The sequence below is a fragment of the Streptomyces sp. Root431 genome, assembly GCF_001426585.1.
In the GTDB taxonomy this organism is placed as follows: domain Bacteria; phylum Actinomycetota; class Actinomycetes; order Streptomycetales; family Streptomycetaceae; genus Streptomyces; species Streptomyces stackebrandtii.
In genome coordinates, this window is sequence record NZ_LMEI01000001.1 from 662,709 (window position 1) to 684,123 (window position 21,415).

General features: G+C 73.3%; 18 protein-coding genes, 2 tRNA genes and 1 pseudogene. 12 read left to right on the forward strand and 9 right to left on the reverse strand.

The features are described 5' to 3' along the window. The first annotated feature begins 82 nt into the window (after positions 1-82). Positions 83-688: a hypothetical protein gene (locus ASC82_RS02890; protein WP_056640921.1), complete on the forward strand. Its 606-nt coding sequence runs from the start codon at positions 83-85 to the stop codon at positions 686-688. Positions 689-802: 114 nt separating this feature from the next. Here ASC82_RS02890 and ASC82_RS02895 read toward each other — a convergent pair whose 3' ends face one another. Then, complete coding sequence (locus tag ASC82_RS02895) at positions 803-1,669, reverse strand: fused MFS/spermidine synthase (protein WP_056640924.1); 867 nt, start codon at positions 1,667-1,669, stop codon at positions 803-805. Positions 1,670-1,731: 62 nt separating this feature from the next. Beyond that, a complete protein-coding gene (locus tag ASC82_RS02900) occupies positions 1,732-2,175 on the reverse strand; it encodes a hypothetical protein (RefSeq protein ID WP_024759080.1) in 444 nt (147 codons plus the stop codon). 225 nt (positions 2,176-2,400) lie between these two features. On the opposite strand from ASC82_RS02900, the gene ASC82_RS02905 reads away from it, so the two are divergent. Then, positions 2,401-3,690, forward strand: coding sequence for a hypothetical protein (locus tag ASC82_RS02905; RefSeq protein WP_056640927.1), 1,290 nt, complete (start codon positions 2,401-2,403; stop codon positions 3,688-3,690). Between the two features lie 49 nt (positions 3,691-3,739). On the opposite strand, the gene ASC82_RS02910 is transcribed toward ASC82_RS02905, so the two are convergent. Then, on the reverse strand, positions 3,740-4,336 hold the full coding sequence (locus ASC82_RS02910) for a histidine phosphatase family protein (RefSeq protein WP_056640930.1): 597 nt from the start codon (positions 4,334-4,336) through the stop codon (positions 3,740-3,742). 124 nt (positions 4,337-4,460) lie between these two features. Between ASC82_RS02910 and ASC82_RS02915 the strand changes: the two genes are divergently transcribed. Genes ASC82_RS02915 through ASC82_RS02925 form a run of 3 tightly spaced genes read left to right on the forward strand, consistent with a single transcriptional unit; the run spans position 4,461 to position 8,544 of the window. Next, positions 4,461-5,624, forward strand: coding sequence for a hypothetical protein (locus ASC82_RS02915; RefSeq protein ID WP_056640934.1), 1,164 nt, complete (start codon positions 4,461-4,463; stop codon positions 5,622-5,624). Continuing rightward, positions 5,615-7,204: a hypothetical protein gene (locus ASC82_RS02920; RefSeq protein WP_056640939.1), complete on the forward strand. Its 1,590-nt coding sequence runs from the start codon at positions 5,615-5,617 to the stop codon at positions 7,202-7,204. Before ASC82_RS02915 ends, ASC82_RS02920 begins: the two co-directional genes overlap by 10 nt. Further along, on the forward strand, positions 7,201-8,544 hold the full coding sequence (locus ASC82_RS02925; protein WP_056640942.1) for an AAA domain-containing protein: 1,344 nt from the start codon (positions 7,201-7,203) through the stop codon (positions 8,542-8,544). The genes ASC82_RS02920 and ASC82_RS02925 overlap by 4 nt, the downstream gene beginning before the upstream one ends. 86 nt (positions 8,545-8,630) lie before the next feature. Here the strand turns inward: ASC82_RS02925 and ASC82_RS02930 are convergent, their stop codons facing one another. Then, positions 8,631-9,218 carry a peroxiredoxin-like family protein gene (locus ASC82_RS02930; RefSeq protein WP_056640945.1) on the reverse strand — a complete coding sequence of 196 codons (588 nt, stop codon included), beginning with the start codon at positions 9,216-9,218 and terminating at the stop codon, positions 8,631-8,633. A gap of 79 nt (positions 9,219-9,297) precedes the next feature. Between ASC82_RS02930 and ASC82_RS02935 the strand changes: the two genes are divergently transcribed. The 4 genes from ASC82_RS02935 to ASC82_RS02945 all read left to right on the forward strand — a co-directional run bounded on the left by ASC82_RS02935 (position 9,298) and on the right by ASC82_RS02945 (position 11,324). Further along, positions 9,298-9,924, forward strand: a complete 627-nt coding sequence (locus ASC82_RS02935; protein WP_056640948.1) for a TetR/AcrR family transcriptional regulator — start codon at positions 9,298-9,300, stop codon at positions 9,922-9,924. Between the two features lie 118 nt (positions 9,925-10,042). Then, on the forward strand, positions 10,043-10,399 hold the full coding sequence (locus ASC82_RS02940) for a hypothetical protein (protein ID WP_024759088.1): 357 nt from the start codon (positions 10,043-10,045) through the stop codon (positions 10,397-10,399). 231 nt (positions 10,400-10,630) lie between these two features. Beyond that, the gene (locus ASC82_RS29185) at positions 10,631-11,260 is read left to right on the forward strand and encodes a hypothetical protein (protein ID WP_079038992.1); all 630 of its coding nucleotides are present in this window, start codon (positions 10,631-10,633) and stop codon (positions 11,258-11,260) included. After that, positions 11,251-11,324: transfer RNA gene (locus tag ASC82_RS02945), tRNA-Lys, on the forward strand. The genes ASC82_RS29185 and ASC82_RS02945 overlap by 10 nt, the downstream gene beginning before the upstream one ends. 60 nt (positions 11,325-11,384) lie before the next feature. On the opposite strand, the gene ASC82_RS02950 is transcribed toward ASC82_RS02945, so the two are convergent. Beyond that, positions 11,385-12,635: a M6 family metalloprotease domain-containing protein gene (locus ASC82_RS02950; protein WP_242427524.1), complete on the reverse strand. Its 1,251-nt coding sequence runs from the start codon at positions 12,633-12,635 to the stop codon at positions 11,385-11,387. Positions 12,636-13,104: 469 nt separating this feature from the next. Between ASC82_RS02950 and ASC82_RS02955 the strand changes: the two genes are divergently transcribed. After that, a complete protein-coding gene (locus ASC82_RS02955; protein ID WP_277914769.1) occupies positions 13,105-14,946 on the forward strand; it encodes an EAL domain-containing protein in 1,842 nt (613 codons plus the stop codon). A gap of 152 nt (positions 14,947-15,098) precedes the next feature. Here the strand turns inward: ASC82_RS02955 and ASC82_RS02960 are convergent. Both ASC82_RS02960 and ASC82_RS02965 read right to left on the reverse strand, forming a co-directional pair. Next, positions 15,099-16,738, reverse strand: a pseudogene (locus ASC82_RS02960) (glycosyl hydrolase family 18 protein). A gap of 309 nt (positions 16,739-17,047) precedes the next feature. Next, positions 17,048-18,124 (reverse strand): LLM class flavin-dependent oxidoreductase, encoded by a 1,077-nt coding sequence (locus ASC82_RS02965; protein ID WP_056640954.1) that lies wholly within the window; start codon positions 18,122-18,124, stop codon positions 17,048-17,050. 359 nt (positions 18,125-18,483) lie between these two features. On the opposite strand from ASC82_RS02965, the gene ASC82_RS02970 reads away from it, so the two are divergent. Then, entirely contained in the window at positions 18,484-19,242 is a 759-nt protein-coding gene (locus ASC82_RS02970; protein WP_024758909.1) for an IclR family transcriptional regulator C-terminal domain-containing protein, read from the forward strand. Between the two features lie 131 nt (positions 19,243-19,373). Further along, positions 19,374-19,447, forward strand: a tRNA-Lys gene (locus ASC82_RS02975). A 41-nt stretch (positions 19,448-19,488) separates the two neighbouring features. On the opposite strand, the gene ASC82_RS02980 is transcribed toward ASC82_RS02975, so the two are convergent. Together ASC82_RS02980 and ASC82_RS02985 are read right to left on the reverse strand one after the other, a co-directional pair. Further along, positions 19,489-20,154: a response regulator transcription factor gene (locus ASC82_RS02980; RefSeq protein WP_056641519.1), complete on the reverse strand. Its 666-nt coding sequence runs from the start codon at positions 20,152-20,154 to the stop codon at positions 19,489-19,491. Next, a complete protein-coding gene (locus tag ASC82_RS02985; protein ID WP_056640960.1) occupies positions 20,082-21,395 on the reverse strand; it encodes a sensor domain-containing protein in 1,314 nt (437 codons plus the stop codon). The genes ASC82_RS02980 and ASC82_RS02985 overlap by 73 nt, the downstream gene beginning before the upstream one ends. Positions 21,396-21,415 lie beyond the last annotated feature (20 nt).

Sequence of the window (21,415 nt, forward strand, 5' to 3'; positions counted from 1 at the left end):
GCACCGTACGCCATTCGAGGGAACAGGTGAGCAATGTCCACCCTCCCGTACGCCCCCTCAGGGGGTGGTGCACTATGGGCCGGTGCGAAGAGGACTCGTTCACGCCCTGGCCTGGTCGCTCGCCACCGGCGCGGCGGTCACCCTGTCCTGGTGGGGAGTGCACACGGTGCTGTCCGGCACGGTGTACGACCCCCCGCGCGCGCTCCCCCTCCCGGTCGGCACCACCGAGGACGCGCCGGCCGCGTCCGGCAGCGATCCGCTGACCTCCTCGACGCACCGGCCCGTGACCCCGTCGTCCTCGCCGCCGTCCCCGAAGTCCACGCCGAGCGAGCGGCGCACGACCGCCGCCGCCCCCTCCTCGTCCCCCGCCTCGCCGCCCTCGGACGCTCCGGAGACCACGCCCGCGGCGCCCGCGACCGGAAGGACCGCGCCCGCCACCACCGGCGCGTCCGATTCCGCGTCCTCGGTGAAGAGCTATCCGGTCGACGGCGGCCGGGTCACCTTCGACCTCGGCGAGACCTCCGCCGAGCTGGTCTCGGCGACGCCCGCGTCCGGCTGGCAGATGCAGGTGTGGAAGCAGCCGACCTGGATCCGGGTCACCTTCACCAAGGACGGCCGCGAGCTGTCGGTCTTCTGCCTGTGGCACGACAGCGCGCCCCGCGTGGAGATCGAGGACCGGCAGGCCTAGGGCCTGTCTGACAATTGGCGTCGGATCAGGCCGGGGCGTTCGGCCGTGCGGCGAGCGTGCGGGCCGGGCGGGCCGGACCCGGCGGGAATTGTCAGACAGGCCCTGGCCCCGGGCTCAGCGGAAGACGGACGCGGGCGGTACGGGCGAGGGCTTGGCGCTCGCGTCGGTGACCGGGGCCGCCCCGCCGGCGAAGTCGGCGAGCTCCCGCCCGTGCTCCACCCGGCCCGGGTGCGGATCGGTGGCGACCCGGCGGGTCAGCTCGGCGACCGGCAGCTCGCGGTCGGAGGCGAGCAGCACCGCGTTCCCGAAGCGGCGGCCGCGCAGCACCGTGGGGTCGGCGGTCAGCGCCAGCTCGGGGAAGACCGCGGCGGCCGTGGCGATCTGGCCGCGGAGATGGGTCAGGGGCGGGCCGTCGGCGAGGTTCGCCGCGTAGAAGCCGCCGGGCCGCAGAACGCGCCGCACCTCGCCGAGGAACTCGGTGCTGGTCAGATGGGCCGGGGTGCGGGCCCCGCTGAAGACGTCGGCGATGACGAGGTCCGCCCAGCCGTCCTGCACCTTGGCGAGTCCGGCCCGGGCGTCGGTGGAACGGACGCGGATGCGGGCTCCGGCGTCGAGGGGTAGTTCACGGCGGACGAACTGGACCAGCTTTCCGTCGAGCTCGACGATCTGCTGGGTGGAGCGGGGCCGGGTCGCGGCGACGTACCGGGCGAGCGTGAAGGCGCCGCCGCCGAGGTGCACGGCCTGGAGCGGCCGGTTCGGCGGGGCGGCGAGGTCGGCGATGTGGCCGAGGCGCCGCTGGTACTCGAAGGAGAGGAAGGCCGGGTCGTCGAGGTCGACGTGCGACTGGGGGGCGCCGTCGATGAGCAGCGTCCAGGCGCGCGGGCGCTCCCGGTCGGGTATGAGTTCGGCGAGCCCGCCGTCGACGGTCTCGGCGACGGAGGCGGCGGACGCCGCCCGGTCGCGCTGTTTGTTCCTGGCCACGGGCCCATTATCGGGGCATGTCCGGCAAGGGACCCTCTTAGGGCCTGTCCGGCCCCGAGGGCTCAGTGGCAGCCGTCGGCCGCCTCGATGAGCCGTGCCGCCTCGCCCAGCGCCTCGCGCAGGACGACCGGGTCGGTGACGGGGTCGGTGTCGCCCGGCGGCAGCAGCCAGCCGGCCGGGCGGGGGGTGTCGCCCGTCGGTTCGGGCAGCTCCGGCAGCTCGGGGAGGCGGAGCCCGCGCCCCGAGGTCCGCGTACACGCACTGCCCGGCATGTCCCAGGCCGCGGCCGTGCCGGGCGGGACGAGGAAGCCGAGGGTGTCGCAGGCCCCGTCGTGGACGACCGGGCCGACCGCGGGGGCGCTGCCGCGGCGCAGGATGTCGACGGCCTCCAGGCCCTGCCGGACCGGCACGGTCACCAGGTCCCAGGGTTCGGCGGGGGACTGGGGGGCGCCGCCGTCCGGGGCGGGTGCGTGCCACGTGGCCGACTGCGAACCGATCTCCGACATGGGGACCCCTCCTCGCTCCAGAGGAGACACGTTCCGTCTCTCCCTTACGGTTCAACGCCCGTGCGCGTCAACGGCTACGGCGGCATGCCGCTGCAAAGGATGGCAGTTCATGGCAGATCGCAGGCGAGATATCCGATTTGTAGCCAAACTCAGCGTACGCATCCGGTCACAGCAGGTACGTTCTTGCCGCCGGACCACCCGGCAGCACCAGGAGAGGGCTCGGCCATGGCGATGTCACGGGCAGTTCCCAATCTCGCCTTCCGCCGGCTCCGCGGACAGCACTCGCCGGCGGAGTTCGCCGCGGCTGTCCGCCGGGCGGCGCGGGAGATCGGCGAACAGGTCGCGTGCGACGCCCGCTACATCGGGCGCGTGGAAGCGGGCGAGATCCGTTGCCCCAACTACGCGTACGAGCGGGTCTTCCTGCACATGTTCCCCGGTCTGGACCTCTCCGACCTGGGCTTCTCCGCGCGGGAGACGGTGCGCGGCCGGCGGCAGCCGGTCGCGGCCGGGGCTCCGGCTCCCGCGCTACTCCCGACCCGGAACGATGAGGAGAGCGACGTGCTGCGTCGCGCATTCATGACGAGCGGCTCCGCCACCCTGGCGGCCGCCTCGCTGGGACTCGGCGGCCCCGCCGTCGCGATCCCCGCCCCCCGCGGCACCCACAGGATCGGCGAGGCCGAGGTCCGGGCCGTCGAGGAGGCCGTACGGCAGATCCGTCTGCTCGACGACCGGCACGGCGCCGACGGGCTCTACAAGGTCGCCGCGCAGCCGCTCCGTACCGCGTACGCGCTGCTCGACACGGGAACGATGACCCGCCGCTCCACCGAGGACCGGCTGCACGCGGGCGCCGGCGAGCTGTCCCTCTCCGTCGGCTGGCTCGCCCACGACTCGGGCCGGCACGAGGACGCGCGCTCGCACTACGCCGAGGCCCTCGCCACCGCGCGGGTCTCCGGGAACGCGGCCCTGGAGGCGCACGCCTTCTGCAACACGTCGTTCCTGGCCCGGGACACCGGCAAGTACCGCGAGGCGGTCCGCGCGGCCCAGGCGGGGCTGCGGGCCGCGCAGCCCCTCGACTCGGCCCGGCTCCTTTCGCTGCTCTCGCTGCGGGAGGCGGCCGCGTGGGCGGGGCTCGGCGACCGGTCCGCCTGCGAGCAGGCCCTCGGCCGCGCCCACGGGCACTTCGACCGGGGGCCGTCCGACGGCGACCCCGAGTGGATGTCGTTCTTCGGCGAGCCCGAGCGGGAGGCCCTGGAGGCGCAGTGCTGGTCGGCCCTCGGCGACTGGGGCCGGGCCGCCCGCCACGCCCACCGGGCCACGGTCCTGCAGAATCCGTACTTCGCCCGGAACCTCGCGCTCTACCGCGCCCACCTGGCCAAGGACCTGGCGCACGCCGGGCGCCCGGACGAGGCGGCGGCGGAGGCGAAGCGCGTCGTGGACTCCCTCGAAGGCATCGCCTCGGCCCGGATCCGCGGGATGCTCGCCGAGACGAGCCGGGTCCTCGCGGCGTACCGCTAGGGGATGTCCTGGCGAGCCCGGCCCGACCGACGGGACAACCGCCGGGGCCTCACTGCTCCAGGTGGCCGGTGTCGTTCCAGCGCTCGATCGCCGGTGCGCCGTACGCCCAGCCGAGGACCGAGAGGCTCGTCGGGTCGAGGCGGATGCGCGAGGCGAACGAGACGTCCTCGCCCAGCCAGCGCGCGCCGATCGACCGCAGGATGTGCCCGTGCGCGAAGACCAGGACGTCGCGGTCGGCGGAGCGGACCCGCTCCACGATCTCGTCGGCGCGGGCCGAGAGCTGCGCGAGCGACTCGCCCTCCGGGACCGCGTCGCGCCAGATCAGCCAGCCGGGGCGGATCGCCTGGATCTGGGCCGGGGTCATCCCCTCGTACGCCCCGTAGTCCCACTCCATCAGCGCGTCCCACGGCTCCGCGCGGTCGCCGAAGCCGGCGAGGGCGCAGGTCTCGCTCGCGCGGACCAGGGGGCTGGTGCGCACCTCCACGTCGGGCAGTCCCTGCCAGGGCCCGCGGTGCAGCCGCTCGCCGAGCAGCTTCGCGCCGCGCCGGCCCTCGTCGAGCAGGGGGATGTCGGTCCTGCCGGTGTGCCGGCCGAGAAGCGACCACTCGGTCTGGCCGTGCCGGGCGAGCAGGATGCGCGGTGCCATGGGAAGGCTCTCCAGGGGTTCACGGTGTGCGGACGTGCCTGTCCCATCATCGCCCACCCTCATTCGGGGTGACGTCCGGGCGACCTCGGGACGGTTGTCAGTGGCGGATGCGAGACTTCCGCGGGTGAGCGCATCCCTGGACAGCGGTCTGCCACGACCGTCGCAGACGACACTTCGGCAGGTCCTCGCTGAGCTGCGCGGACCGGGCACCGCGCCGCGCGCCCTGGACGCGCGGGCGCTCGCGGCGCTCGCCGCCAATCCCGGCTGCCGCCGCCGGGCGCTGCTCGACGGCGCCGGGGTCGACAAGGCGGCGCTCGCGTCGAAGCTGGGCTCCCCCGCGCCGTTCGGCCAGTCGCAGTTCGCGATCATGCGGGGCAATTCCTTCGAGGCGAAGGTGAAGGCGGACGGCGGCCGTGAGCTGCTGCGGCTGCTCGGCGTCGAGGAGCCCGGCGCGGTGTCGGTGCCCGATCTGGCGGCGGCCGGACCCCAGGGGCGGACGGCCCGCACGGCGCTCGCGCTGCGGGAGGCGACGGCGGCCGGGGCGTGGACGCTGCTCGACCATCCGCTGCTCGCCCTGGAGGTGGCGGGTGCCCCGGTCTATCTGGAGCCGGACGCGGTGGTCGTCGGTCCCGACGGGCGGTGGACGGTCGTCGAGATCAAGTCCTTCCCGATGATCGACGGCTCGGCCGACGCGTCGAAGGTGGGCGCGGCGGCCCGGCAGTCCGCCGTGTACGTGCTCGCGCTCGAACGGGTGGCGGCGGTGACCGAGGGCGCGCAGGTCGCGCACTCGGTGGTCCTCGTCTGCCCGAAGGACTTCTCGAACGTGCCGACGGCCTCGGTCGTGGACGTGCGCAAGCAGCGGTCCGTCACCCGGCGGCAGCTCGCCCGGCTGACCCGGATCGAGGAGATCGCGGACGCCGTGCCGGAGGGCGTCACCTTCGACGTGGCGGGGTGCTCGGCCGCGGAGCTGACGGAGGCCGTGGAGACCGTGCCCCACGCGTACGCGCCGGAGTGCCTGACCGCCTGCGAGCTGGCCTTCCACTGCCGGGCGCGGGCCCGGGAGGCGGGCGCGGTGGAGACCCTGGGCCGTGCGGTACGGGGTGAACTGGGCAGCCTCACGACGGTCGGCGCGGTCCTGGCGGCGGCGCGCGGCGAGGCCGGGGACCCGGACGACCCGGCGGTCGCGGCCCTGCGCCGGGCGCGGGCGCTGCGGCAGGAGGCGCTGGACGGGGCGTCGGTACGGGACGGGGCGCGCGGGCCGCGCGAGGAGGCACCGGCATGTCACTGATCTCCGCGCTCGCCCGGATGGAGGCCGTCGAGTCGGGCCGCGCCCAGCCGCTGGCCACCGTCCGCCACCGGCACGTGTCCGCGCGGCCGCTCGTCCTCGTCCCGCTGACGACCGCGGGTGAGGCGGGTGCGCCGCTCGGCGCGCTCGTCGGCACCGACCGCGAGGAGCCGCGGCTCCTGGTGGTGACGCAGCCCCGGGACCGGGACCTGCGGTTCGCCTTCCTCGCCGACCTGGCGGAGGAGGTCCTGCCGTACGTCGACGGGTTCACGGACGTCGTCGAGGCGGCGGAGCGCAGCGAGACGGATCCCGAGACCGGCAAGAAGGTGAAGGTCGAGGTCGAGCTGTGCGCGGACGCGCCGCAGCTGATCGTGCCGAGCCGGGCGGGCATCGAGTACGTACGGCTGCTCGGGCGGTCGACGCGGTTCCGGCGGACGGCCGAGCAGGACCCGGAGACGCCGTTCCCCGCGCCGCCGCGCGTGCCGCTGCTGGGGCGCTGGCTGACGCACTTCGGCGAGCGGGCGCGGGTCCCCGGCTCCTCGCTGCTGCTCGCCGCGACCGACCTGCTCAACCGGCACTGGGCGACCGGCCAGTCCTCCCTGGAGGACCAGCACCTGGGCGCGCTGCTCGCCTGGATCGACCCGGACGACGGGGAGAGCGGTCCCGAGGGGGCGCTGCGGGCCGAGGTGGGGCGGGACGCCCAGGGGCAGCTGCTGTGCCCGCCGGCCGGTCCGGCCACCGACCCGGCCTTCGACAACCGGCTCCTCGCGCCCGCGATCGAGCGGTACGACCGGGCCCGGCAGGCGCTCGGGGCGGCCGAGGACGGCGAGGCGGCCGACACGGGTCTCGGCGAGCTGCACCGGGCCGAGCGGGAGGTCCGGCGGCTCGTCGCCTCGCAGCTGAAGCCGACCTGGGACGCGGTCTGGCGGGCGCTCGACCTGCTGCGGGAGCTGCCGGAGGGCGCCAGGGTCGAGGACCGCTGGACCCGCGACCGCTGGTCGTTCACCGGCCACCGGGACCGGATCACGGCCGGCGAGCCGCCGCAGCCGCGCCGGGACGACGCCGTGGGGGCGGCCTCGAAGCTCGCGGCCCGCGAGCAGGCGCAGGGCCAGCTGGAGGCGCACGAGGCGCTCGACGACCCGCTGGTCCTGGCGGGGCGGCGGCTCGCGGGCGAGGCGTTCGCGGCGGAGGTGGCCGAGGTGACGATGGCGTGGACGGAGTCGAAGCGGCCCGCGCCGCGGCCGCTCCTCACGGTCCGCACGGAGGACCGGCCGCACCTCGCCGAGAAGGCGAAGGTGTTCCGCTCGCTCGACGGGAAGCCGCAGGCGGCGGAGTTCGTGCGGTACGAGGAGGACGGCTCGCTGGTGCTGCGGCTGCTGGACAGGATGGGGCGCTCCAAGGAGCCCGCGGCGGGCTCGGTGCCGGAGAAGGGCGAGCGGATCGCCTGGACGCTGTTCGAGCACGAGCAGCGGGTCGGGCCGAAGCTGCCGGACCCGGAGGAGACGCCCTGGACGCACGGCGGTCCGCCGCGGACGGACGCCGTCGAACTGCCCGACGCCGTGACCCCCGAGGACGTGCTGTGACGATCCCTGAGCCTCGTTTCGATCCGTCCGCCGAGGCCGGCCGTGCCACGGACGGCATCCTGGCGGACACCCTGCACGGCACCTCGCGGGGTGTCGTCGTGGACTCCCCTCCGGGTGCCGGGAAGTCGACCCTGGTCGTCCGGGCCGCGCTCGAGCTGGCCGCCGCCGGGCGTTCCCTGATGGTCGTCGCGCAGACGAACGCGCAGGTGGACGATCTGGTGCTGCGGCTCGCCGAGAAGGAGCCCGGCCTGGAGGTGGGCCGGCTGCACTCGAGCGACAGCGACCCGTACGACAAGGCGCTCGACGACCTGGCGAACGTACGGAAGTCGGCGAAGCCCGGGGAGCTGACGGGGCTGCAGGTCGTGCTCTCCACCTCCGCCAAGTGGGCGCACGTGAAGAACGTCGAGCCGTGGGCGCACGCGATCGTCGACGAGGCGTACCAGATGCGCTCGGACGCGCTCCTCTCCGTGGCGGGCCTCTTCGAGCGGGCGCTGTTCGTGGGCGACCCCGGGCAGCTCGACCCCTTCTCGGTGGTGGGCGCGGAGCAGTGGGCGGGGCTCTCGTACGATCCGTCCGCCTCGGCCGTCTCCACGCTGCTCGCACACAATCCGGAGCTGCCGCAGCACCGGCTGCCGGTGTCGTGGCGGCTGCCGGCCTCGGCGGCGCCGCTGGTCTCGGACGCCTTCTACCCGTTCACGCCGTTCCGCAGCGGCACCGGGCCCGGGGACCGGAAGCTCTCCTTCTCGGTGGCGTCGGACGGTTCGGGGCCCGACCGGGTCCTGGACGAGGCGGCGGAGTCGGGCTGGGGGCTGCTCGAACTGCCGGCCCGCACCACTCCGCGCACGGATCCGGAGGCGGTCGGCGCGGTCGCGCAGGTCGTCCGGCGCCTCCTCGACCGGGGCGGGGCGGCGGTCTCGGAGCGGTCCGAGCGTCCGGTGCCGCTGACGCCCGACCGGGTCGCGGTCGGCACCGCCCACCGCGACCAGGCGGCGGCGGTCCGGGCGGCGCTCGCGGCGCTCGGCGTGACGGGCGTGACGGTGGACACCGCGAACCGGCTCCAGGGCCGTGAGTACGACGTCACCGTCGTCCTCCATCCGCTGTCCGGGCGGCCGGACGCGACCGCCTTCCACCTGGAGACGGGCCGGCTGTGCGTCCTCGCCTCCCGGCACCGGCACGCCTGTGTCGTGGTCTGCCGCGCGGGCGTCGCGGAGCTCCTCGACGAGCACCCGTCGACGGAGCCGGTGCGGCTGGGCGCGGCGGTGTCCTTCCCGGACGGGTGGGAGGCGATGATGTCCACGTGGGACGTCTGGTCGCGTCACCGCGTCTCATGGCATCCGTAGTACCGGGTCCGGCTACGTCCTTCTGAACGAGGGCTTCCCGGGCCGCGTCTTCAGGACGCGCGGGGCCGGTGGCGGCCGGTACGGCGTCAGTGGGCCGCCCTGAGGGTCGACGCGAGGGTGAGGAGTTCGTCGACCGACCACTGGTCGTAGACGTGCTCGCCGTACTTCACGGCGGCGATCCGGCCATCGGGAGCGATCAGGAAGTCGGCCGGCAAGCCCAGCCGTCCAGTCGGCTGCGAGGCAGCGGGCAGGCGGCCACGACCGCTGAACAGCTCCCAGGCGCCGCGCGCGACGGCTCGGGCGATGGCCGGCCAACCGCGGGGGTCGAGCAGCGCCCTGCGGTGGGCCTCGACGCCGAACTCGGCGTACAGGAGCCGGCCGGGGTCCGCGACGACGGCGAAGGGCAGATGGGTCACGTGCTCGCGGAGTTCGTCCGCGGGCGAGTGGAAGAACACGACCTCCCGGATTCCGGCCCTTTCGATCTCCTCGTGCCGCTGGACCACCGACCGCAGGTGGAGGTTGCAGACCGGGCAACCCGCGAAGCGCCGGAACTGCACATGGATGTGGCGCTCGGGGTCCGGGAGGGTCACCGGAGGACCGAGGACCGGGTCGAGAGTGCGGAGGGGCACGGAGTGGCCGGGTTCCAGCCGCGTGCGGGATGTGGGCGTGCGCATGGGACACCTTCCTCGCGAAGACCGTAGGCGTACGGCGTACTCCTACAGCGTAGGCGTAGGGCGTACGCTGTCAACCGCCATGCCTCGACCTCGCTCCCTCACCCAGGACCAACTGGCCGCCGGTGCCCTCGCCGTCATCGACCGCGACGGGCTCGCCGCCCTCTCCATGCGCACGGTCGCAAAGGAGCTCGGCATGAGCCCCATGGGGCTCTATCGCTATGTGTCCGACCGCGACGAACTGGAAGAACTCGTGGTCGAGCACGTCCTCGGCTCCGTCGACGCCGGCACGCCCACCACGGCGACGTCCTGGCAGGAGCGGATCGAGATCATGGCCGGGCGGCTGCGCGACGGCGTGATCGCCCACCCCGAGGCCATCCCGCTGACCGTGCTCCACCGGCACCGGTCGCTCGCGGGGCTTCGGTGGTCGGAGACCGTGCTCGGCATCCTGACCGAGGCGGGGATCGACGGCCGTCGGCGCGTCGTCGCCCTGCGCGCCCTGCACGGGTACGTCACCGGGGCGATACAGCTCGAACACCTCGGGCCACTCGCCGGCGAGGGCACGGCGGCCATCGCCGCGCTGCCCGCGGCCGGCTTTCCGCACCTGACGGAGACCGCACGGAGCGCGGGCGAGGTCGGACCGGACGAAGAGTTCTTCGGCGGCCTGCGCTTGCTCCTGCGCGGCCTGACCGGCGAGCCGTCCCCGTAAACCGGGGCCCGGGAGCTGAGCGGGGGCGCTCACCGGGAGCCTCGCGCTCTTGCGCGGCGCGGGACAATGAAAGCGGCCCGGGATCCCGGGCCGTGCCTGTGCGAGGAGGAGAAGAACGATGGCGGAACCCGCGGAGCGGAGCGGACAGCGACGGCTTCGGCCGGCACCGCTGGTCTTCGAGCCTGCCGAGGCGACCGCCGATCCGGAGCACTTCTTCGACCTGGAGTCGATAGAGGACCCGCGCGAGCTGCTGGCCCGGGCGACGGAGCTGACGCTCGCGTTCCGCGCGGCGACGGACCGCGCGACGGAGTTCCAGGCGATCGCGGCGGCGCAGCTCGCGGACCCGCGCCGGTTCGACCGGCTGACGGCGGCGGACGTCGCCGAGCGGGCGGAGTGGACCGAGGACTACGCCCTGAAGATGATCGAGTTCGGCCGCGGACTGATCCGGGCGAACGGGCGTCCGGCGGAGGAGTAGACGCCGGGTCGTAGACGCCAGGGAGTGGACTCCGGGTTGTAGACGCCGGGGAGCGGACTCCGGGTCGTAGACGCCGGGTCGTAGACGCCGGGGAGTGGACTCCGGGGATTAGACCGGGCGAGGGCGTCCCGTGGCATATGCGGGGCGCACGATACTCCTCGGACACCCCTCTTGTCCGGGATTCCGGCAACCCTCGGAAACCGCATGGTGACGGCCGGTAGATCTGGTCGCATGACGACCTGGTTGCGCGACGAGACCCCGTACGACATCTTCCGCTTCCTGCGGGAGGGCGACGAGGGGCGGCACCAGACGGCCCGCGTGACCGCCGACGGGGCGGCCTGGCTCGCCTCGGCCGCCGGGGGCCGGCCAGGGGCCGCGCTCACCCGCTGGGAGGCCAGCCCGGCCTCGCCGGCGGCGCTGCCCTGCGGGACGGTCTTCGACGTCGTCAACGTGGACCCGGTCTTCGGCCGCCGGATGCTGGACCGGCTGTGGGAGGAGGGCCCCGGCTCCGGGCCCGTCGCCGTGCACCGCGGCCGGATGATGCTCTTCGCCGCGCCCGGGACGGCCCAGCGTTTACCAGCGCTGCTCGACTGGGAGGAGTGGGGCGACGCCGTCCCCCGGCCGCTCTGTCACGGCGTCGGGGACGCGGTGACCGTGCCCGCGCTCACCCCGGCCGACTCCTCCGGGCCCCGCTGGCTGGTCGCCCCCGACACGCGCAGCCCCTGGCTGCCGGGTCCCGAGGTCATGCTCTGGGCCTGTGTACGGGCCGTACGGGCGGCCTCCACGCCCGACGTGCGGGTATCGATTTTTCCTCCCGCCGATCCGGATGCTAATGTCTACGACGTCAGCAGGCGCCGCTAGCTCAGTTGGTTAGAGCAGCTGACTCTTAATCAGCGGGTCCGGGGTTCGAGTCCCTGGCGGCGCACAGACGGAAGAAGCCCCTCGCGGAAGCGGGGGGCTTCTTCGTGCTCTCATGACCGCCCGGTCAGCCCACGCCGGGCGGGGTCACCTTCACCGTCCAGCCGCCCGCCTCGGTGCGGTCCGCCACCTCGACGCGGACGCCCGTCCCGGGCACGGTGAAGGTCTCGCCCACCTCCAGCGGCGCGTCCGCGAGCGGCGGGTAGACGGAGCGGTCCCCGCACGCCTCGGTGCGCGGGTGCGCGTCGACGACCTGGACGGGGCCGTCGCCGGAGGCCGCGCCGTTGCGCACGCGGTAGACGAGGACGCCCTCGGTGCAGGTGTCGGCGTCGTTGCCGGTGGAGCTCCGGGCCTCGATCGCCAGGACGCTGTCCTTGCCGGTCCTGACGACGGCGAGCCGGGTGCCGAGGACGCCGCTCTCCGAGGGCGGGGCGTCGGTCGGCTCCAGGCTGACCACCTGGGGGCCGGGCCCCTGCACGCAGGTCACCTGGGCGCGGGAGAGCCAGCCGAGCTTCCACTTGTGCCAGCCGAAGAGGTCGGGAGCGAGTCCGAACTGGCTGCCCATGACGTCCCAGTCCCCCACATGGGTGTCCCAGTCGCCCTTGCCGTCCACCGGACGGTGGTAGAGGTCGGGCAGGTCGAAGACGTGGCCGGTCTCGTGAGCGAGGACGTTCCGGTCGGGCGGGTGCCGCTCGAAGACCGTGACGACCCGCTTGATCTCCGTCCCGTCGACCTCCAGCGGGCGCTCCAGGTTGACGACCTTCGTCGCGTCGGAGTCCACGCCGGGCGCGTCCGGGTCGGCGACCAGGTAGACGATGTCGTACCGCGAGAAGTCGACGTCCGCGTCGGCGGCGGCGACCGCGTCGCGCAGGTAGGCGGCGCGCTTCCCGGAGTCCCAGTCACGCCGTATGTCGTACGCGCTCGACTCCCGCGGCATCGGGGTCCAGTCGGACCGGGGGTACGAGCGCAGGTCGAAGCGGCCGTAGGAGGCGCGGGCGAAGTACTCGCTGGTGGCCGGGAAGTGGTCGGCGGCGAGCTCGGCGGGGGTGGTGAGCGGCGTGGCGTCCGGGAACGACAGGAAGATCATGACCGCGTCGAGGCCGCGGGTGGGGCGCGGATAGGAGCCGTTCCAGGTGTCGAGGCCGAGCGAGTGGTGGGCGGCGGTGCGGGGCAGGGCGCAGGGATGGGCCGCGGGCGCGCCGACGGCGGGGCCGGCGACGAGCCCGGTGGCGGCGAGCGCGGCGAACGCGGTGAAGGCCGCCGCGCCGGCACGCGCCCTCGGCCGCTCCACTCCCCCGGGTGGCTGCTGACCCCTCACGTGGACCTCCGGATCGGTAGGGCGGGACACCATCACCACCTTGTGACGGTTTGCGGCGTTTCGCATGTTTCCGCTGCCCCGGTCGGGTGAGGGAGCGCCACCGGGTCGACGCGACACGAGCGGGCAACGGCTCACGGAAAGTCACATTCGGTCACGTCGTCATCGACCCGTGTCAGACCCGTGCAGAAACGATCGGGCGAGGGGCGGGGATGGGGAGAGTCACAGCGCTCGGCGGCCCCTGCCGGGGCCTCGGAGCTGGAACGGTCCCCCGAGCTGGCTCTATGATCGGCACACTTTCCTTGGCCGACCATCCCGACCACATGTGAACGGCCCGACTGCACTACGGGAGCGAGCTGTGAGCGGAACCCCCGAAGAACCGGTGCATCCAGAGCCGCCGGAGACTCCCCCGTCCGAACGCGCCGTCACGGAGCGTCACGTCGAGCCCTGCGCCACGCGTCAGACCGACCCCCTGATCACCGCCGACCGCCGGGCGGCCGAACTCCGGGACTACCGCGCCGCCTTCCGGGCCGCGCAGCTCGCCATGGCCGTCGTCGACCAGGACGGCATCGTCGTCACGGCCAACGACTCCTTCGGCGCCCTTCTCGGGACCGAGGCCGGGGCGCTCCGCGCGCAGGCCGCCGCCGATCTCGTCGACCTCGCCTCCGACGGCCGCACCTGGCACGCCTACCGCGAGGTGCTCCGCGGCCGCCGCTCGCGCTTCCGCTGCACGCGCCGCCTCAAGCACCCCGACGGCCGCTCGCTGTGGGCCGAGGTCACCGTCTCCCCCGTCCCGGACAGTCGGCGCGTCCTCCTGTCCGTCGCGGACATCAGCGACCGGCGCGAGCTCCACGCGCGGCTGCGCCACCTCCAGATGCACGACCCGGTGACCCGACTGCCCAACCGGGCCCTGTTCTTCGAGCGGCTCTCGGCCGCGCTGGAGGCCGCCGCCCAGGACGCCGTACACGGCACCGCGACGGACGCCGTGGCGTACCCCGCGACGGACGGGCCGCCGGTCGGCTCGTCATACGAGTCGCATGAGTCACACGAGTCGTACGGGTATGGCAGAACAGGGCGGATCGGTCTCTGCTACCTCGATCTCGACGGCTTCAAGGCCGTCAACGACACCCTCGGCCACCGGGTCGGCGACCGGCTGCTCGCCGCCGTCGCCGCCCGCCTCACGGAGTGCGCCGACAGCGACGGCTACACCCGCAGCGGCGGCCACCTGGTGGCACGGCTCGGCGGCGACGAGTTCGCGATCCTCGTCGAGGACTCCACCGGTACGGAGCAACTGGCCGACCTGGCACGCTCGGTGCTCCGCGCGCTCCAGCTCCCCTTCGACCTGGGCGGTCAGCGGCTCTCGGTCTCCGCCTCGATCGGTGTCGTCGAGCGCACCGCGCAGGGGACGACGGCGACGGCGCTCATGCAGGACGCCGACACCACGCTGTACTGGGCGAAGGCCGACGGCAAGGCACGCTGGACCCTCTTCGACCCCGAGCGCAACGCCCACCGGATGACCCGGCAGGCGCTCTCCTCCACGCTCCGCCCGGCCGTGGAGCGCGGGGAGTTCGGTCTCGAGTACCAGCCGCTCGTGGATCTGACGGACGGCGCGGTGCGCGGGGTGGAGGCGCTGGTGCGCTGGAACCACCCGCAGTTCGGCTCGCTCCCGCCGAATCGGTTCATCGCCATCGCCGAGGAGGACGGCTCCATCGTCGAGCTCGGACGGTGGGTCCTCCGGACGGCCTGCCGGCAGGCCCGGCAGTGGCAGAAGGACCATCCGCGCGAGCGCCCGATCTTCGTCAGCGTCAACGTGGCGGTCCGCCAGGTCTGGGACTCCGACCTGGTCGCGGACGTCGCCGGGATCCTCGCGGAGACCGGTCTCGCCCCGCACCTGCTCCAGCTCGAACTGACCGAGTCCGCCGTGATGGGCTCGGCCGGACGGCCGCTCCAGGCCCTCCAGGCGCTGAGCGACATGGGCGTGCGGATCGCGATCGACGACTTCGGCACCGGCTACTCGAACCTGGCCTATCTGAGCCGGCTCCCGGTCTCCGTGCTCAAGCTGGACGGCTCCTTCGTCCGCGGCTTCCAGGACGAGGAGCACGCCAACCCGGCCGACGAGCTGATCGTCGAGGCGCTCGTCCAGCTCGCGCACCGGCTCGGGCTCACCGTCACCGCCGAGTGCGTCGAGACCTCGGGGCAGGCCGCCCGGCTGCGCCGGATCGGCTGCGACACGGGTCAGGGCTGGCTGTACTCGCGGGCGGTGGCCCCGGACCGCATCTCCGCACTGATCGGCACGGCGCCCCAACCGGTCTGAACCCGGCCGAGCCCGGCCGGTCCACCCCCTGCCGGGGGCATGGAACTGCCCCCGGCCGGAGGGACATTCCGGGCGGGGGCAGTGGTTCATGAGGTGGTGCTCAGTGGGTTGCCGAGCGACTCGGCCGGCGAGTCGCTCGGCGGGTCAGGCACTCAGCAGGCGCCGAGGTCCTTCCAGACGCCCCACTCGCCGGTCGTGCCCGGCGTCTCGTTCTGGGTCCACCACTGGGCCTTGTACTTGCGGCCGTTGTGGGAGACCTCGTTGCCCGCGTTGTAGATCGTGCCGGCGGGGTGGTGGGCGGCGTCGTCGGCGGGGTGGTCGGCGGCGTCGTGGTCGGCGGGGTGGTGGTGGCGCCGAGCGCGGTGTTGATCTGGGTCAGCAGGGTGGCGTTGTTGTCCAGGCCGAGGAGCGAGTACATCATCGCGCCGGCCAGGCCGCGCTGCTTGCCGTAGTCCACCCGGGCCTGGATGGACTTCTGGTTGAGGCCGGTGAAGAACTCGCCGTCCTTGTAGAAGTACGAGGACTTCGACTGGTCGTCCCAGAAGGTCGTCGACGCGTTGTCGACGATGCCGCCGAGCTCCTTGTAGTGCGCGATGCCGGCCTGCTGGCTGAGCGGGCGGGCGCCGGAGCCGCCGGTGGCGGTCTGCGCGAGGCCGTTGGTGGTGCCGGCCGGCACACCCTTCCAGCCGCGGTAGTAGAACTCGTAACCCAGGGTCAGCTTGTTGGCGGGGAAGCCGCCCGCGATGCCGTAGGTCGGGTTGCCGTCGATCCAGGAGTCGATGGCCGAGTCGATGCTGTACTTCTCGGTGCCCGGCGCGATCGGGTCGGTCGGGTCGTTCGTCGAGGGGTAGAGCGGGGACTGGTGGTACGTCGGCCCGTCGCCGTCCCAGGCGCCGTGCATGTCGTACGTCATGATGTTGGCGTAGTCCAAGTACTGGCCGATCTTGTCGGTCTCGATGTACTTGATCTTGTCCTGGCCGGCCGGGAGGGCCGAGGTCAGCAGGTACTTCTTGCCGCCGTTGGCCGCGCCGTACTCGTCGAGCTGCTTGCGGAACTCGGCGAGGAGCAGGGTGAAGTTCTGCTTGTCCTCGGGGGCGTAGTGGTTGCCCAGGTGGCCGCCGGAGGAGCCGGGGTACTCCCAGTCGATGTCGATGCCGTCGAAGATGCCGGCCGCCGTGCCCGCGCCGCCGAAGCCGCCCTCGACGGGCAGGTTGCCCTTGATGTACTGGTCGATGCAGGAGGAGACGAGCTTCTTGCGGCTCGCGTCCGTCTTGGCCGCGTCGCTGAAGTACTTGGAGTAGGTCCAGCCGCCGAGCGAGATGTTGATCTTCAGGTGGGGGTACTTCGCCTTCAGTTCCTTGAACTGGTTGAAGACGCCCACGATCGGCTGGTCCCACTTGTCGGCGACGCCGTCGACGCTGTCCGCCGCGCTGAAGGACTTCTGGTAGTCGGCGTACGAGTCGCCCGCACCGTCACCCGCGTTGGGGTTGTTGTCGTCACCCGCGGCCTTGTTGGCCATGAAACAGGTGAGGTTGGTGGGGTGGATGTTGCCGAACGAGTAGTTGATGACGTCCAGCTGGCCCGCGATGCCCCGGGTGTCGAGGTGCTTGGGGTAGAACGCGTTGCCGTAGACGCTCCACTGGTCGTAGTACGCGATGCGCACGTTGCCCGCAGAGGCAGTGGTCGACGAGTCGGCCGCCTGGGCGGAGCCGAGACCGACGGTCGCGGCGAGCGCGCCGGCGGCGAGGGCCGAGCTGAGGAGCGCGGCGATCAATGGCTTACGGGGGTGCACGTGCGGCCTCCGAAGGGGGGAGAACTGGGTGGTGCCGTACAGGAGCTGAGGAAGTGATAACCGGCACATGAACATCGCGTCAATGGTCTGAACCAGATTGAGGACTAGACCAATTCGCGCGAGAAAGCCCTTGTCAGAGAGGTGCAGCACAAAGCGGAACCGCCCGCCACCATGGGTGACGAGCGGTTTAAGGTTCACTTAGGGATGGCGCGAGGGTGATTCGTGGATGAACCAACCACTCGCGGAGACCAGGGTTTTTACCCGGCCGTCCCCGGCTCGGAACCCGACGGCCCCGACGGCCGGGGGCGACTAGGGAAGCTCCGGGAGCTCGGGGAGCTCGTACGCGTCGGCGATCAGTTCGTAGCTCCGGAGCCGGGCGTCCCCGCCGTGCGCGTTGGCCGTGATCATCAGCTCGTCCGCGCCCGTGCGCTTCCGGAGGTCGTCCAGGCCGGTGCGGACCTCGTCCGGGGTGCCGTAGACGATGTTCGCCAGCCAGTCGTTCACGAACTCCCGCTCGGCGGAGCTGAAGTCGTACGCCTCCGCCTCCTCCGGCGTCGGCACCAGGCCGGGCCGGCCGGTGCGCAGCCGCAGCATCGCGAGGGCGCCGGTGAGGACCTGACGGCGGGCCTGCTCCGCCTCGTCGGCGGCGAGGGCCGCGACGCCGATCATCGCGTACGGCGCGTCGAGGACCCCCGAGGGCCGGAAGGAGTCCCGGTAGAGGTCGAGCGCCGGGATCGTGTTCCGGGCGGAGAAGTGGTGGGCGAAGGCGAAGGGCAGCCCGAGCAGGCCGGCGAGGCGGGCGCTGAAGCCGGAGGAGCCGAGCAGCCAGACCGGCGGGCGGCCCTTCGGGCCCTGCACGGGGCCGGGCACGGCGTGGATCCGGGCGTACGGGTGCCCGTCCGGGAAGTCGTCGTCCAGGAAGCGGGTGAGCTCCGAGAGCTGCTCCGGAAAGTCGTCGGCGCCTTCGTTCAGGGTGTTCGTCCGCCGCAGGGCGGCGGCCGTGGCGCCGTCGGTGCCGGGCGCGCGGCCGAGGCCGAGGTCGATCCGGCCCGGGGCGAAGGCCTCCAGGGTGCCGAACTGCTCGGCGATGACGAGCGGGGCGTGGTTGGGCAGCATCACGCCGCCGGAGCCGAGCCGGATGCGGCGGGTGTGGGCGGCGAGGTGGGCGAGGATCACCGCCGGGGAGGAGGAGGCGACCCCGGGCATGGAGTGGTGCTCGGCCACCCAGTGGCGGTGGAAGCCGCGCCGCTCGGCGAGCCGGCTCAGCTCGACGCTGGTGGCCAGCGCCTGGGTCGCGGTCCGCCCGCTGCCGACGGTCACCAGGTCCAGGACGGACAGCGGTACGGGCGCGGTTCCCCGCGCCTCTCCTCGAATAGCGTCGGTCACCTTCGGGACCCTCCTCGGCACACGTGCGGATGGTGCGAACACTGCATTCGATCGATAACAGGAGGGTGTCTCCGGTTATTCCGTACCTTCTCGGCCACCGGTGGAGCCTTGAGCGGGTCCGCTTCCCCGTAAAAAATCTCCCGGCGCCCACCACCCGAACGCGCGCGCGAACGGGGTGCCGCACGGCCCTGACCTGAGACTCTCTAAAGGAGTCATGACAGGGGCATATGCCAGGGTGGTGCGCCGCAGCGTACGGCGGGGATCCTCCGCATCATTCTCGCCAACAGCCGCCCCTGAAAGGGTCCTTGGCGGCTATCGTGGTACGAAAGCTTGCGGTCACAACCTGGTAGGGGGAAACCGTGGCGCTGAAGCCCGAGCCCACCGCGCCGTTCCACTCGGTGCAATACGCCTTGCGCGTCCTCGAGACGGTCTCACGGCACGGTGGCGGAGTGACGGACGTCCAGATCGCCCGCGAGACCGGCCTGCCCGTCGCCCACCTCTCGTCGCTGCTCCTCATGCTCCGCCGCGAGGGGTACGTCGAGCAGGTCGCCGACGGCGCGTACGTCATCGGGGACTCCCTCGTCCTCCTCGGTTCCGGCCTGACCCGCCGCGAAGCGCTGGAGGCCAAGCTCCAGGAGACCCTGACCGAACTGCGCGACTCCGTCGGCGCGGCCGTCTACATCAGCCGGTACATCGACGGCGAGGTGAAGATCACCCAGTTCGCCGACGGGCCGCGCACCCCGAAGGTCAACGAGTGGGTGGACTTCCGCTCGGCGGCGCACGCCAGCGCGGTCGGCAAGTGCCTGCTGACCCAGCTCGATCAGAACGGGCGGCGGGACCACCTCGCCCGCCACAAGATCGCCCGGCTGACCTCCCGGACGATCACCAACGAGCGGATCCTCTTCTCGAAGCTCGACAGCCAGCCGGCGACCGTGCCCGTGCTCGACCTCCAGGAGTACGCGGTCGGCACGGTCTGCGCCGCCGTCCCGCTCACGGCGGGCTCCGCCGTGGGCTGCCTGGCACTCTCCCTGCCGATCGAGCACGCCCACCGGCTGCGCGCGGCGGCGGACACGCTCAACCGGCGGGCCGCGCCGGTGGTGCTCTCGCTGGCGATCTAGGGCCTGTCCGGCGCATCAGGGTCGGATACGCCCTGGCGCCGGCCGAGGATGTGGCGACCCCGCCGGACGGTGCTCCGGCGGGGCGGTCACGAGCACCCCGGAACACCAGGTAGTATTTTCTCTGTCAGCAGGCGCCGCTAGCTCAGTTGGTTAGAGCAGCTGACTCTTAATCAGCGGGTCCGGGGTTCGAGTCCCTGGCGGCGCACAGACAGGGAAAGCCCCTCGCTTCGGCGGGGGGCTTTCTTGTCATGCCCGGAGGTAGGTCAGCACGGCGAGGACGCGCCGGTGGGTGTCCTCGGCCTGCGGCAGGTCGAGCTTGGCCAGGATGTTCCCGATGTGCTTGCCGACGGCGGCCTCGGTCACCACGAGACGGCGGGCGATCTCCCCGTTGGAATGCCCCTCCGCGACCAGGCCGAGGACCTCGCGCTCGCGCGGGGTCAGCGCCTCCAGCGGGTCCCGGTGGCGGCGCAGCAGCTGCCGTACGACCTCGGGGTCGACGACCGTGCCGCCGTCGGCGACCTGCGTGAGGGCCTCGACGAACTCCTCGACCTGCCCCACCCGGTCCTTCAGGAGGTAGCCGACGCCGGTGCCGTCGCCCGAGTCGAGGAGGTCGGCGGCGTAGCTGCGCTGCACGTACTGGCTGAGGACGAGGACCGGCAGGCCGGGCCGCTCGGCGCGGAGCGCGACGGCGGCGCGCAGCCCCTCGTCCTGGAAGCCGGGCGGCATCCGGACGTCGGTGACGACGATGTCCGGGTCGTGGGCGCCGACCGCCGCGCGCAGCCCGTCGGCGTCACCGACGGCGGCGACGACCTCGTGGCCGAAACGGGTCAGGAAGCCGATCAGTCCCTCGCGGAGGAGGACGCTGTCCTCGGCGAGGACGACACGGAGCTTTCGGGGGGCGCGGGGAGCGATCGGCACGGGATCTCCACTCGGAGGAGGGTCGGCCCGCCCGGCGGGCTCATGATCGTCAGTGTGCCATCGAGGACGGCGATCCGGTCGGCGAGTCCGGTGAGCCCGCTGCCCCGGGACGGGTCGGCGGCGCCCCGCCCGTCGTCCTCGACGTCGAGCCGCAGGGCGCCGTCCTCGTACCGGGCGGTGATCCTCGCCTGGGCGGCGCCGCTGTGCTTGCCGATGTTGGCGAGCGCCTCGCAGCCCGCGAAGTAGCCGGCGCTCTCCACGGAGACGGGCAGCCGGGGCAGTTCGATGTCGGTGTCGACGGGGACGGCCGAGCGGTCGGCGGCGTCGGCGAGGGCCGCGCCGAGGCCGTAGTCGGCCAGGACCTGCGGGTGGATGCCGTGGATCAGCTCCCGCAGCTCGGTCAGGACCTGCCCGGCCTCCCCGTGGGCCTTGGCCAGCTGGTCGGCGAGCGGCCCCGGCGGGGCGTCGAGGCGGGCGAGGCCGAGGGTCATGGTGAGGGCGACGAGGCGCTGCTGGGCCCCGTCGTGGAGGTCGCGCTCGATGCGGCGGCGCTCGGCCTCGAAGGCGTCGACGAGCCGGGCGCGGGAGGCGATGACCTCGCCGATCCCGCCGTCGCCCGCGTCGGTCTCGCGCGGGGCGAGCAGGGCCCGGGCGAGGGCGGCGCGTGCTCCGGCGACGGCGGCGAGGGGGTAGGCGAGGGCGACGAGGAGGAGGGCGCCGAGCAGGGCGGCGGCGAAGGCCTCGGGGTAGGAGGTGACCAGGTACGCCTTGACGACCTTGGCCTCGTGGCCGTCCACCGCGAGCTGGAGCGGGGCGCTGAGGAGGGCGAGGGGCAGGCCGACGCCGACGGCGAGCGCGGTGAGGTCGAGCGGCCACAGGACGGTGGCGAGCAGCAGGCCGTACCCGAGCTCCCGCCAGGTCGCCTGCTCCCCCGCCCGGAGCCGGAGCCAGGCGGTCAGGCCGGGGGCGGCGGGGACGCGGTGCGGGTCGGGGGCCGGGTCCAGGTCGACGAGCCGGAGCCGGAGCCGCTCGACGGAACCGAGGGCGATCCCGGACAGGAGGAGCAGCGGCAGCCCGACGAGGAACAGCGAGAACACACCGAGTACGAGGAGCACGAGACAGGCGAGGCCCCCGACGATCCCTCCGGTGGCGAGGTACGCGGCGGCCCGCCAGGGCCAGGGGCCGAGCGGGAAGCGGGACCGGGTGAGCGCCTGCCAGGGGTTACGGGGTTCCATGAGCGCCCACGGTAGGCGCG

Excerpts from the sequence above, each read along its gene's own strand:
- ASC82_RS02900 (WP_024759080.1), bottom strand. The coding sequence starts at position 2,175 with ATGTCGGAGATCGGTTCGCAGTCGGCCACGTGGCACGCACCCGCCCCG.
- ASC82_RS02905 (WP_056640927.1), top strand. The coding sequence starts at position 2,401 with ATGGCGATGTCACGGGCAGTTCCCAATCTCGCCTTCCGCCGGCTCCGC.
- ASC82_RS02910 (WP_056640930.1), bottom strand. The coding sequence starts at position 4,336 with ATGGCACCGCGCATCCTGCTCGCCCGGCACGGCCAGACCGAGTGGTCG.
- ASC82_RS02920 (WP_056640939.1), top strand. The coding sequence starts at position 5,615 with ATGTCACTGATCTCCGCGCTCGCCCGGATGGAGGCCGTCGAGTCGGGC.
- ASC82_RS02930 (WP_056640945.1), bottom strand. The coding sequence starts at position 9,218 with ATGCGCACGCCCACATCCCGCACGCGGCTGGAACCCGGCCACTCCGTG.
- ASC82_RS02935 (WP_056640948.1), top strand. The coding sequence starts at position 9,298 with ATGCCTCGACCTCGCTCCCTCACCCAGGACCAACTGGCCGCCGGTGCC.
- ASC82_RS02940 (WP_024759088.1), top strand. The coding sequence starts at position 10,043 with ATGGCGGAACCCGCGGAGCGGAGCGGACAGCGACGGCTTCGGCCGGCA.
- ASC82_RS29185 (WP_079038992.1), top strand. The coding sequence starts at position 10,631 with ATGACGACCTGGTTGCGCGACGAGACCCCGTACGACATCTTCCGCTTC.
- ASC82_RS02985 (WP_056640960.1), bottom strand. The coding sequence starts at position 21,395 with ATGGAACCCCGTAACCCCTGGCAGGCGCTCACCCGGTCCCGCTTCCCG.